Genomic DNA, 12,183 nt, shown 5'->3' with positions numbered 1-12,183 from the left:
TGTGCCGCAGCTAATTTAACTGTGACGAATAAATGACCGCAAGGAACAAAAAGGCCGGTACTGCCATCGCGGTACCGGCCTTTTGGCATTAACTCAGGTTGCGCTTCTGGTGCGCTCTGGCTGCAGCCACAAAACCTTCGAACAGCGGATGTCCATCACGGGGTGTAGAAGTAAACTCCGGATGGAACTGACCAGCCACAAACCATGGGTGGTTTGGCAATTCGATCATTTCCACCAACTTACGGTCAGAAGACAGGCCGCTGAATACCAAACCGGCTTTCTCAAGCTGCTTCACGTAGTGATTGTTTACTTCGTAACGGTGACGATGACGTTCGATACAGCTTTCAGAACCATAAGCAATAGCAGCCTTGGTACCAGCTTTCAGGTGGCACAGCTGGGCGCCAAGGCGCATGGTGCCGCCCAAATCGGACGCTTCGTCACGCTGCTCAATATTACCTTCTTCGTCAATCCATTCTGTGATCAGACCCACAACCGGATGCGGAGTTTGCTTGTTGAACTCGGTGGAGTGCGCATCTGTGAGACCTGCCACATTGCGGGCGAACTCGATGAGGGCGACCTGCATACCGAGGCAGATACCAAAGTAAGGCAATTCGTTTTCACGGGCATACTTGGCTGCCAGGATTTTACCTTCAACACCACGCTCACCGAAGCCGCCCGGTACCAGGATGCCATCGAGGCCAGCCAGAGCTTCGTCGCCTTTGGCTTCAACGCTTTGTGAATCGATGTACTTGATGTTAACGGTAACGCGGTTTTTCAGACCCGCGTGCTTGAGCGCTTCGTTTACAGATTTGTATGCGTCAGGCAGCTCAATGTACTTGCCCACCATACCAATGGTGATTTCACCGTTGGGGTTGGCTTCCTGATAAATCACGTTTTCCCATTCAGACAGGTCGGCTTCTTTGCATTCCAAATGGAAACGCTTGCAAACCAGGTCGTCCAGCCCCTGAGAGGTCAGCAGCGCCGGGATCTTGTAGATGGAGTCAACGTCTTTCAGAGAGATAACGGCGCGCTCTTCCACGTTACAGAACAGGGAAATCTTGGCACGCTCGTTGGCAGGAATGGCGCGGTCACCGCGGCAAACCAGAATATCAGGTGCAATACCGATGGAACGCAGCTCTTTTACCGAGTGCTGGGTAGGCTTGGTTTTCACTTCGCCGGCCGCGCCAAGGAATGGCACCAAAGTCAGGTGCATGAACATGGAGCGGTCACGGCCCAGTTCAACGCCAAGCTGACGGATAGACTCGAGGAACGGCAGGGATTCGATATCGCCCACGGTACCACCGATTTCCACGATGGCTACGTCATGGCCTTCACCGCCTTCCAGCACCTTGGCCTTAATGGCGTTGGTGATGTGCGGAATAACCTGAATGGTGGCACCCAGATAGTCACCGCGGCGCTCTTTACGCAAAACTTCTTCGTAAATACGACCGGTGGTGAAGTTATTACGGCGGTTCATCTTGGTACGGATGAAACGCTCATAGTGACCCAGGTCCAGATCCGTCTCTGCGCCGTCCTCAGTTACGAACACTTCACCGTGTTGTGTCGGGCTCATGGTACCTGGATCAACGTTGATGTAAGGATCCAGCTTCATGATGGTCACGTTGAGGCCCCGTGCCTCGAGAATGGCTGCCAATGATGCTGCTGCAATGCCTTTGCCCAGCGACGAAACCACGCCGCCAGTCACGAAGATATACCTTGTCGTCATGCTGAACCTGAGAAAATATGAGTGTGAAAATATGTGCTTGTAAGAAAGCACCAGGACGGGGCGACAGTATATCAAAGCCCTGTGCTTTCGACAAACCTCAACGGGGAGATTTTTCCTGCTCTTTTACCTGATCCCAGAAGCCATCGAGCTCGGCAAGGGAATAATCAGTCAATTGTTTGCCGTCCTGGGATGCAAGGTCCTCCACGCCGCGAAAACGCCGCTCAAACTTTTGATTCGCCTGGCGCAGTGCCTGTTCGGGCTCAACGCCGAGATGGCGCGCCATGTTCACCACCGCAAACAAGAGGTCTCCCATCTCGCTGGCAACCCGCTCAGGGTCGGGTTTATCCACCTGCACTTCGGCCAGTACCTCGGCAATTTCTTCTTCCACCTTGGCCACCACCGGCGGCAGCTCGCCCCAGTCAAAGCCCACCCGGGCAACCCGCTTCTGGATTTTGGCGGCGCGGCTTAAGGCTGGCAGCCCAACCGGCACATCATCGAGCACCGAGTGCTTGTCTTTAGCCTTGCGCTCCGCGACCTTGATGGCTTCCCAGTTGTCTTTGACCTCTTGACTGGAACTGACCTCGATATCGCCAAACACATGTGGGTGGCGGGAGGTGAGCTTGGCGCAGATACGTCTGACCACTTCATCGAAATCAAACAGGCCCTGCTCCTTGCCAAGCTGGCAGTAAAACACCACCTGAAACAGGAGGTCACCCAGTTCATCCGGCAGCTCCTCCAAATCCATGCGCTCTATGGTGTCGGCCACTTCGTAGGCCTCTTCCAGGGTGAAGGGCACTATGGTCTCGAAGCGCTGCGCCTTATCCCAGGGACAACCATGCTCCGGGTCGCGCAGTTTGGCCATGATGGCCAGCAGCGGATTGATATCGGCATTGAATTCTGCGCCCATGTGCTTTCCTTTTTGCTTTGCTGTTGATTCTTACAATTTGCCGGCGCTGTTTAAAAAAGCGGCTTAAAAACAAAGGCTGCATCGCAGCCTGTGTTTACCAGAGGGGTGTATTTGCGTTAAAGGCGTCTCGCCTCTATCACGCCATCGACCTGACCGAGCTTGGACAGTACCCTGGAGAGGCCGTCCACGTTGTAAAGCTCGAGCTCAAGCTCAATGGCGGCGGTCTGGTTTTTGATATCCGAAGAGCTGCTCATGGCCAGCACGTTGGATTTCTCGGCCGCCAGCACAGAGGTTAAATCCCGCAGTAAACCGGTTCTGTCGTTGGCGAGTACCCGCAGGCGAATTTTGTAGCCACCTGAGTAGTTTTCTCCCCAGACCACGTCCACCACCCGCTCGGGATGGGCGCGCATCAACTCTTTTACCTGCTCACAGTCGGCGCGGTGCACCGAAATACCGCGGCCCTTGGTGATAAAACCAAAAATTTCATCACCGGGCACCGGGCGACAGCACTGGGCAATATGGCTTAAGAGATTACCCACGCCATTGACTTCAATCTGATCCCGGGTCTTGGCAATGGGTTTGTGGTGGCCTTTCTTGACCAGCTCATCCACCGCCTCTTCGTCAGAAATCTCATGCACCCGCATCCGGCTCTGGATGTGGTTCACCACCTGATTGAGGCGTACATCACCACCACCTATGGCCGCGAGCAGGTCGTCCATGTTGGTCATGTTAAAGCGTTCTATGGCGCTGGCTGCGTCTTTTAACGTCAGGCCCACACGGCCAAGTTCGACCTCCAGCATCTCACGGCCGGCAACCAGGTTTTTGTCTCTGTCCTGCTGCTTGAACCAATGCTGGATTTTGCTGCGGGCGCGGGAGGTTTTGATGTAGCCCAGGTTTGGATTGAGCCAGTCCCGTTTGGGATTGGGGTGCTTGGAGGTGATGATTTCAATCCGCTCACCGGTTTCCACCTGATAGGTGAAGGGCACTATGCGGCCATCCACCTTGGCGCCAATACACTTGTGTCCCACCTGAGAGTGGATGTAATAGGCAAAGTCGAGCACGGTACTACCGGCGGGCAGGTCCACCACCTCACCGGACGGGGTGAATACATACACCCTGTCCTCGAACACCTGGCTGCGAATTTCTTCCACCAGGTTACCGCTTTCCACCACGTCTTCCTGCCACTGCAGAATTTTACGCAGCCAATTGATTTTCTCTTCGTAACCGCTCTGCTTGCCGGCATGACCCTCTTTGTATTTCCAGTGGGCGGCGACACCAAGCTCGGCGTCCTGATGCATGGCTTCGGTACGAATTTGAATTTCAACGGTTTTGCCCTCGGGCCCCACCACTACTGTGTGGATAGATTGATAGCCGTTGGGTTTGGGGTTGGCGACATAGTCGTCAAATTCCCGGGGAATATGATGATAGAGGGTGTGCACCACACCCAGGGCGCCGTAGCAGTCCTGTAAACGGTCGGTGACGATACGCACGGCGCGCACATCAAACAGCTCATCAAACTTGAGGTGTTTGCCCTTCATCTTGCGCCAGATGGAGTAGATGTGTTTGGGGCGGCCATAGACCTTGGCGCGAATATGCTCTTCGTCGAGCTTGGCCTGCAGGTCATTCACAAACTGCTCTATGTAGGTTTCGCGGTCGATGCGTTTACCGTCGAGCTGCTTGGCGATTTCTTTGTAGGTTTCTGGATGCAAATAGCGGAAGGAGATGTCTTCAAGCTCCCACTTGAGCTGACCTATGCCCAAACGGTTTGCCAATGGCGCATAAATATCGGCGATTTCACGGGCCAGCAGCACACGGGTTTCTTCGTCGGCATTTTTTACTGCCCGTAGCAAACACACCCGCTCGGCAAGCTTAATCACCACGGCGCGCACATCTTCCACCATGGCCAGCAGCATCTTACGGATGTTGTCGATTTGCATTTCGGCCGAGCGCGACTGTTCACTCAGTTTCAGGCTGCCGATGGCATTCATGGTGACTACACTGGCCACCAGATTGCCCAGCTTGTCACCAAACTTTTCGATGAGTTTTTCCTGAGGCAAGAGCCCCGCTTCCTGCACCGAAAACAGCACCGCCGCCTGCAGAGTTTCCAGATCCATATTCAGTGGCGCCAGAATTTCAATCATCTCTCTGGCGCGGGACATCAGGTCATCGTGGGCCTTGGCGTCCTTTACCGGCATCGCCTGAACGGTACGCAGCAGTTCAAGCAGCACCCGGGCGTCCTCGGCGTCGTCCACATAACGAACCACCCAGTCTTCCAGATTGAAATCGACATCGTTGAAATGTGCTTCGCGGACAGACACCATAGGCTTAAGGATCCCTTTTCCCACTCTGGGCCAAACAAGTTAAAGACTTTATCTTCAGGATTGGCGCGCGCTTGTCAAACCCAAGCGAGCCGATTGTCCATTAATTTTGCTACATCCAGCAAAATTCATTCGTTAATTGACCAATTCGAACAGTGCCATACCTTCGCTGTGATGGGTCTGGGGGAACATGTCCACCAGACCAAGGCGGGTGAGCTGATATCCGGCCTCAAACAGCAGCACAGAATCACGGGCAAGACTCGCCGGGTTACAGGAAACATAAAGCACTCTGGCGGGCTTCATCTTTTTAAGCCACTTCAGGCTCTCGTATGCACCAGCGCGGGCAGGATCCAGCAGCAGCTTATCGATTTTGCCAAGCCAGGGTTCCGCGGCCAAATCCTCACTGAGGTCGGCGCAGTAAAAACTGAGGTTATCCAGGCCATTGGTGGCGGCGTTTTTCTTCGCCTGCTCCACCATTTCCGGCACACCTTCAACGCCAATCACCTCAGCGCCCTGCTGTGCAAGTGGCAAACTGAAGTTCCCCACGCCGCAAAAGAGGTCGAGCACGCGCTCACCGGCCTGCACGTCGAGCCAGTTCATAGCCTGTGCGACCATCGCCTGGTTAACCTCGCCATTGACCTGAATAAAGTTGCCCGGGGCGAAAGCAAGCTTAAGCCCATCCAATTGGTAATAAGGCAACTCATGGCCGCTGGAGAGAAACTCAAGCTCCCCTTCATTGCCCTGCAGCAAGAAGGCAATTTGCCGCTCATCGGCGAAGGCCGAAAGCAGTTTTTTATCGCTCTGGGCCAATGGAGCCGTAACCCTCAGCACGGCAAACAGCCCGTTGGTAGCCTCCGTCAGCTCAAGATGCCCCAACCGCTGCTTGCCCTTGAGACGGTTAAGGAGAGTGGCAAAAGGCGATATAAGGTCAGAGAGGAGCTTGGCGAGCACAGCGCAGCTGTCGATACCCACTACCGATTTACTGCCCTCTTCGCGAAAGCCCAGCGCGAGCTTGTTGGTGTCTTTATCCAGCAGTGTGGCCAACCTGGCCCGGCGACGGTAATGCCAGCTGTCACCGCTCAGATCATCGCAGTTCACAGTCACTGGCTGGGCTACCGCGCGGCTGACAATATCCCCCAATGCCTGGCGCTTGTATTCACGCTGACGTGGCAGCGACAGATGCTGTAAGTCGCAGCCACCGCATTTGCCATACCACGGGCAAGGCGGTGTTTGCCGGTCGGGGCTCGCCTCGGATACCCGCAGCAATTTAGCATGGGCATAGTTTTTCTTTTGCTCAGTGAGCTGCACTTCGACGCTTTCGCCCGGCAGGCCGCCGGGAATAAACACGACCTTACCCTGATGTTCGGCAATGCCGGCACCCAAATGATCGAGTCTTTGCACCTTGAGTGCTATCTTTTGGGAGAGCTTTTTCGCTTGATTGGGTTTCGCTTTGAAAAACTGCGCCATTGTGGCCTCACACAAGAAAAATCTGTTAAGACAGCCGGCTTTCTGGCAGTCTTAGTACATTCAAACTCAAAGGAAATCAGGGACAACCCAGCACATGAATACCGCGCACAACATGACAAAATACAGTCTGCGGTCCTGGGTATTGGTGTTGGCGCTCGCGCCCACTATCCTCGTTGGTATCCTTTTGGGCAGTTACTTTACCATAAACCGCTTCTATGATCTTGAAGACACGCTCAAGGAAATGGGCAGTAACATCATAGAACCTCTGGCCATTTCTGCCGAGCAGAGCCTCTCGACCAACAACCGCGAAATCACCAAAATCCTGCTGGCACGTGCCCAGCTGAACAAATCGACACTGGTCAAATCCATCGCCATTTTTGACATTAACAACCAGCTATTTGTCACCTCCCACTATCACAAAGACTTTGAGGTGATGCGCTACAAAGAAGCGCTGGAAACCCTGAAAGAAACCCAATTCGAGCATGAGGGCGACACCCTGATTGTTCGCACCCCCATCTTTGCCATCAGCAACAAGCAACCCATGGGTGACAGCAGCGATGAAGGCAATGGCCGCTTCAGTGAAGCCGTGGTGATGCCGGATAACTCCAATGCCGCGCTGCTTGGCTATGTCTCCATGATGCTGAACAAGGAAAAGGCGCTGCTTGAGCAGCACAGGGCCGCCGTGGCCGCCTTTATCATTGTGCTGATTGGCGTGCAGTTAAACCTGCTGTTTACCTTCCGCCTGGTGAAAAACGTGACCCAGCCCATCACCGACATGGTGAAACTGGTGGGCAAAATTCGTGAGGGCAAGCTGGATGCACGGCTTGAAGGCAATCTCATCGGTGAGCTGGACCTGCTCAATCGGGGTATTAACGCCATGGCGGCGTCCTTGTCGGAATACCATGATGAGATGCAGCAAAACATCGACCAGGCTACATCCGATCTTCGTGAAACCCTGGAGCAGATTGAAATCCAAAACATAGCACTGGATCGCGCCAAGAAAGACGCCCAGGAAGCAAGCCGCATCAAGTCTGAGTTTTTGGCCAACATGTCCCACGAACTCAGAACGCCCCTTAACGGGGTGATTGGTTTTGCCCGACAGCTGCTGAAAACCCCGCTGCATTCCAGCCAAATGGAATACATCAAAACCATCGAGCGCAGTGCCACCAGTTTGCTCCAGATAATCAACGACATCCTCGACTTCTCCAAACTTGAAGCCAACAAGATGGTGCTCGAAACCATGCCCTTTGGCCTGCGCGCCTCACTGGAGGACACCATCAACCTGCTGGCAGGCAGCGCCCACGCCAAAGGGCTCGAGTTTGTGGTGGATGTGGATGCCAACGTGCCGGAAAACCTGAGCGGCGATGTGATGCGCCTGGGGCAGGTGATGACCAACCTCCTGGGCAATGCCATCAAATTTACCGAGCAAGGCAGTGTTCATCTGAAAATCAGTCTTGCCAGCCTGGAAGACAACAATCTGACCCTGCGCTGTGAAGTGACTGACACAGGCATAGGCATTGACCCCGAGCAGCAGGAACTCTTGTTCCAGGCCTTTGGTCAGGCCGACTCCTCCATTTCCCGCCGCTACGGCGGTACGGGTCTTGGGCTGGTTATCACCAAACGTTTGGTGGTGCAGATGATGGGCGGCCGCATAGGCTTTCATTCCGAGGTTGGAAAAGGCTCCAGCTTCTGGTTTACCGTGCCTTTGCAGCTAAGCCCCTTCCCGGTACACGATACCCTGCCCCTGGAAAAACTCATTGGCCACTCGGTGCTCTTGTTTGAGCCCCGCAAGCTCACCCGCGAGTCCATTGCCCGTAAGCTCAAAGACTGGCACATGATGGTCACTCTGGCGTGTGATGAAGACGAGCTTGAGCGGCATCTGGATGACAGGCATTACGACGCCATCCTCTTGTCTGGCCAAAGCTGTGAGTCATGCGAGGATTTGCAGCGGCACCTGTCGCGGGTGAAAGACCATACCGGGTCTCTGCTGCTGCTCAACGATTGTCTCGACCCTGAGGTGTACACCCAGGAGATAGAACCCTTCGTGGATCTGGTGTTGCAGCTGCCGGTGAGTGAGCTGAAACTGGCGCAAAACCTGATTTTCCCGCCGGTGAAGAAAAACACACCGCCCAAACCTGCGCTGCCGAGCAAACCCAGCACCCGCCATCCCCTCAATGTATTGGCGGTGGACGATAACCTGGCCAACCTCAAGCTTATCGACACCCTGCTCAAGGAGTTGGTGGCCAACGTGGTGGCAGTCAGCAGTGGCGATCAGGCAGTAGCCCTGGCCAAGAGTCGCTCATTTGACCTGATATTCATGGATATTCAGATGCCGGGAACGGACGGGGTGACCGCAACCCGCCTCATTCGTCAGGACTCGCTGAACCGCAACACGCCAATTATCGCAGTCACAGCCCATGCCATTAACGAAGAACGTGAGCGGATTCAGGCAAGCGGCATGGACGGTTATCTGCCCAAGCCCATCGATGAAGCCGCCCTTAAGGGGGTGATTTCGCGCTGGCTCACCCGGCCCAAGTTTACCCATTTCGACAGCAACACCCTCAACTGGGAACTGTGTCTGAGCCAGGCCAATCACAAAGAAGATCTGGCCATCGACATGTTGAAGATGATGCTGGAATCCCTGCCCGGCACGGTAAACGATATCGAGCTTGCCATGGCCCGCAGCGACAATGAGTCTATGCTGTATACGGTGCACAAACTCCACGGGGCCAGTTGCTACTGCGGCGTGCCCACCACCCAAAAACTCTGTCAGCAAATCGAGTCCGCGCTTAAGCGGGGCGCCGAGGTGGCAGATGTTGAACCGGAAATCCTTGAGTTACTTGATGAGCTGACTAAGGTAGAATCGGCGGCAACCCAAGTCATTTCCCAGATGTCAGCGGAAGTACCCAATGAGTTCTAAACCCGGATTTTTCAAGCGTCTCAAAGCGCTGTCTTTGCTGCAAAAGCAATTATTTGCCGTTGCCCTGTGCCAGCGCATGTATCCCAACTATCAGCTGTTTTCCGAAGTCTGCGAATTTGGCGACCCCAAGGTGCTGGACACCGTATTGAACCTGCTGTGGCAGTCGCTTTACGACAGAAAGCTCAAATTAAACCTGGAGCTGCACACCAACAGACTCGAAGAGGTGATCCCGGAGCCGGAAAACTTTGACGTTTACGGCGTGTACCCTGCCATGGATGCCGTAGTCGCCCTGATAAGCCTGCTGAGCGGCATCGAGAGCAAAATCGAAGAAGACATCACCAATATCAGTAAGCTGTCTTCCGCCACCGTGGCCAACTACATTGAAGCCATCAGTGACGTCGAATTGGAAGACGAGGCGCTGGATGACTTTGTCTTTGCCCACGAAGCCATGGTTGCTGAGCGTGAACTGCAAGGCTCCTTATTGGAGCTGATTGAAGACAATCCGGATATGTCGGCGGATTTTATCAAGGCTCTGCGCAAAGAACTGGTGTCCAGCGGCGTGTCCAATATTGGTATCAGCCTGCAGGAAGCCTGAAACGGATATTCGGGGGATAACGCGTGAGAACCTTGCTATATCATGGTTTTATACTCACCAACCTCGAAGGAAAAACCGACAGCTGGCGTCTAACCATAGCCGATGAAGTACGCATCGGCTCTTTGTTTGAACTTCGTCGCCAGGTGGCGTTTTATCAGGAGCTGGGCGTCCTTCCTCCGGTGAAGGACTATCCGGCTCCCCCTGCCACCGCCCCCAAGCGCAAACCCGGCCATGCCCCCAAAGGACGTAAAAAGCAGTTGGGTTAAGCGTCCATGGCAAATAACCCCGGCGCCCGCGCCTTCATAAAATCGATAAAGGCCTTCACCTTGGCGGGTTGTTGCTGCCGTTGGTGACACAAAATCGAAATCCGCCGCGTTTCTCCCCGCCACTGTGGCAAAACAGGCAACAGCAGGCCGCGTTGCAGCTCCTGCTTAAAGAAGAGCTCCGGCCCATACAAAATGCCACCATCATCGACACAGGCACTGATTGCTCCCTGTAAGTCGGTCAGCGTCAGGCTTGCGGGGCCGTCATAATAGAAGGCCTCGCCCTGAGGATGCCTCAGCGACCAATTATATAAGGGCCAAACCTTAATAATATCGTGGGCTGCGAGGTTACTTGGGTGCCCGGGCATGCCCCGGCGCTGCAGATACCCCGGCGATGCCACCAGGCGGTAATCAAGTGTCCCAAGCGGCACCGCAATCCAGGACGAATCCGGCTGAATACCGCCCACGATGGCGATATCTATGCCCTTGTCTATAAGGTCGACCACCTCATTTTTTTGGGTGATATGCAGCCTGATCCCGGGATATTCGCGACGAAACTCGTTGATGGTCTTCATAAAAATCATCGAGATGATGGAGATGGGGGCAGCAATACGCAGCGTGCCTTCGAGCGGGTCTTCGCCATCACCGTAAAGGGCATCCACAGCACTCACAAGGGATTTGTAGCGCTCGTAAAGCGCCATACCTTCTTCGGTAAGGCGAATTTTGCGGGTGCTTCGCATCAATAGCTGACGGCCGCGGTTTTCTTCCAGGCGGGACAGTTTGCGACTGACGGTTGCCACGGGCATGGACAATCGGTCTGCCACCGCAGAAAGGCTGCCCGCATCCACCAACTGCACAAAGAGGTAAATCAGTTCAAGTTCGCTGCCCGGATGCTCTCTCATGCCCGTTTCCTGTCGTTAATCATGGATATGCCTGCGACCAAGGACCAATGGTCAGCTCGCATCATGATATGCTAATTTGCCTGCCATGCCCCCAGCAATACGGGGAAATTGTGATCTGCCGAGGCATCATCTTTCATGTTCAACCTCATCATTCCGCTGCTCGCTGTTGTTGCCGTGATGATTGCGGGCGCGGCCAGTTCGAGGCTCCTTCCCTCTTGGCTCGAACGTTTTCTCAATCAATACGTGTACTACCTGGCATTTCCGGCCATCCTTTATGTGAGCCTGGCCGACACTCCCATTGAAGAAATTCTCAATGCCAGATTTGTGCTGGGTTATCTGCTTGCCATGGTGGTGACCTATGTATTGGTGCAGCTGTGGTCACTGAAACATGAGCAGGGACAAACCCGTCCGGCGAGCTTACGCGCCCTCTCGGCAACCTTCGGCAACACAGCCTTTATCGGCATTCCTGTGCTGGCGATGCTGTTTCCGGATAATCCGCGGGCGCTGATGGCTGCCGCGCTGGCAAGCCTTTTATCAGTCTTGATGTTTGCCGTTACCGTGGTGCAATTAAGACTCGCGACCCAACCGCTGACCGGCGTGGCTCGTATAAGCCTTGCGCTGCGGGTGGTGAGCAGGAATCCTGTGGTCATCGGCTGTGCGCTCGGGGTATTGGCCTCGGCAATGCAGTTTTCACTGCCTCCGATACTGGATTCCCTTGTGACATGGATAGGTAAAAGCTCCAGCCCCTGCGCACTCTTTGCCATTGGCATAGCACTGGCCCGCTCCATGCGAGAGCCTGAACACCCTGAGACGGGCGTGCCCTTCTGGCATGTGAATCTGGCTAAACTGGCATTGCAGCCGTTTCTGGTATGGCTGCTCTTCGCCTTGATAGGCGTTGGCCCACAACTGACCGCGATGGGGGTACTTCTTGCCGCCATGCCCACGGCCGCCAGCGTTTACCTGCTGGCCTATCAGGATAAAACCCTGGAAAAGCAAATCGCCCGGGGCATAGTGGCAGGCACCCTGCTGACACTGTTCACATTGCCGCTACTGACGATGGGATTAAACTGGGTAAGCCGGTAGCC

At 54.6% G+C, this 12,183-nt stretch carries 9 protein-coding genes; 4 read left to right on the top strand and 5 right to left on the bottom strand.

Annotation, left to right across the window (positions count from 1 at the left end; translation table 11 throughout):
* Positions 1 to 88: 88 nt before the first annotated feature.
* The 4 genes from JQC75_RS04985 to rlmD form a co-directional block, all read right to left on the bottom strand.
* Positions 89 to 1,726 (bottom strand): CTP synthase, encoded by a 1,638-nt coding sequence (locus tag JQC75_RS04985; protein WP_203326364.1) that lies wholly within the window; start codon positions 1,724 to 1,726, stop codon positions 89 to 91.
* Between the two features lie 97 nt (positions 1,727 to 1,823).
* Positions 1,824 to 2,633: a nucleoside triphosphate pyrophosphohydrolase gene (mazG, locus tag JQC75_RS04980; RefSeq protein WP_203326363.1), complete on the bottom strand. Its 810-nt coding sequence runs from the start codon at positions 2,631 to 2,633 to the stop codon at positions 1,824 to 1,826.
* A 116-nt stretch (positions 2,634 to 2,749) separates the two neighbouring features.
* Positions 2,750 to 4,954, bottom strand: coding sequence for a GTP diphosphokinase (gene relA / locus JQC75_RS04975; protein WP_203326362.1), 2,205 nt, complete (start codon positions 4,952 to 4,954; stop codon positions 2,750 to 2,752).
* Between the two features lie 132 nt (positions 4,955 to 5,086).
* Positions 5,087 to 6,418 (bottom strand): 23S rRNA (uracil(1939)-C(5))-methyltransferase RlmD, encoded by a 1,332-nt coding sequence (gene rlmD / locus JQC75_RS04970; RefSeq protein ID WP_203326361.1) that lies wholly within the window; start codon positions 6,416 to 6,418, stop codon positions 5,087 to 5,089.
* A 112-nt stretch (positions 6,419 to 6,530) separates the two neighbouring features.
* Here rlmD and barA point away from each other — a divergent pair, with 112 nt between their 5' ends.
* The 3 genes from barA to JQC75_RS04955 are packed head-to-tail and all read left to right on the top strand — an operon-like array spanning position 6,531 to position 10,199.
* Positions 6,531 to 9,338 (top strand): two-component sensor histidine kinase BarA, encoded by a 2,808-nt coding sequence (gene barA / locus JQC75_RS04965; protein WP_428985247.1) that lies wholly within the window; start codon positions 6,531 to 6,533, stop codon positions 9,336 to 9,338.
* Entirely contained in the window at positions 9,328 to 9,933 is a 606-nt protein-coding gene (locus JQC75_RS04960; RefSeq protein WP_203326359.1) for a YjaG family protein, read from the top strand. Before barA ends, JQC75_RS04960 begins: the two co-directional genes overlap by 11 nt.
* Before the next feature lie 23 nt (positions 9,934 to 9,956).
* The gene (locus tag JQC75_RS04955) at positions 9,957 to 10,199 is read left to right on the top strand and encodes a DUF3319 domain-containing protein (RefSeq protein WP_203327276.1); all 243 of its coding nucleotides are present in this window, start codon (positions 9,957 to 9,959) and stop codon (positions 10,197 to 10,199) included.
* Here the strand turns inward: JQC75_RS04955 and JQC75_RS04950 are convergent.
* Positions 10,196 to 11,098, bottom strand: a complete 903-nt coding sequence (locus JQC75_RS04950; protein WP_203326358.1) for a LysR family transcriptional regulator — start codon at positions 11,096 to 11,098, stop codon at positions 10,196 to 10,198. The two genes, JQC75_RS04955 and JQC75_RS04950, sit on opposite strands and share 4 nt — an antisense overlap.
* Before the next feature lie 135 nt (positions 11,099 to 11,233).
* Between JQC75_RS04950 and JQC75_RS04945 the strand changes: the two genes are divergently transcribed.
* Positions 11,234 to 12,181, top strand: a complete 948-nt coding sequence (locus JQC75_RS04945; RefSeq protein WP_203326357.1) for an AEC family transporter — start codon at positions 11,234 to 11,236, stop codon at positions 12,179 to 12,181.
* Positions 12,182 to 12,183: the final 2 nt, after the last annotated feature.

It is taken from the genome of Shewanella litorisediminis, from assembly GCF_016834455.1.
In the GTDB taxonomy this organism is placed as follows: Bacteria; Pseudomonadota; Gammaproteobacteria; order Enterobacterales; family Shewanellaceae; genus Shewanella; species Shewanella litorisediminis.
This window is presented reverse-complemented; position numbering and strand designations above follow the sequence as displayed.

Excerpts from the sequence above, each read along its gene's own strand:
- JQC75_RS04985 (WP_203326364.1), bottom strand. The coding sequence starts at position 1,726 with ATGACGACAAGGTATATCTTCGTGACTGGCGGCGTGGTTTCGTCGCTG.
- mazG (WP_203326363.1), bottom strand. The coding sequence starts at position 2,633 with ATGGGCGCAGAATTCAATGCCGATATCAATCCGCTGCTGGCCATCATG.
- relA (WP_203326362.1), bottom strand. The coding sequence starts at position 4,954 with ATGGTGTCTGTCCGCGAAGCACATTTCAACGATGTCGATTTCAATCTG.
- rlmD (WP_203326361.1), bottom strand. The coding sequence starts at position 6,418 with ATGGCGCAGTTTTTCAAAGCGAAACCCAATCAAGCGAAAAAGCTCTCC.
- barA (WP_428985247.1), top strand. The coding sequence starts at position 6,531 with ATGACAAAATACAGTCTGCGGTCCTGGGTATTGGTGTTGGCGCTCGCG.
- JQC75_RS04960 (WP_203326359.1), top strand. The coding sequence starts at position 9,328 with ATGAGTTCTAAACCCGGATTTTTCAAGCGTCTCAAAGCGCTGTCTTTG.
- JQC75_RS04950 (WP_203326358.1), bottom strand. The coding sequence starts at position 11,098 with ATGAGAGAGCATCCGGGCAGCGAACTTGAACTGATTTACCTCTTTGTG.
- JQC75_RS04945 (WP_203326357.1), top strand. The coding sequence starts at position 11,234 with ATGTTCAACCTCATCATTCCGCTGCTCGCTGTTGTTGCCGTGATGATT.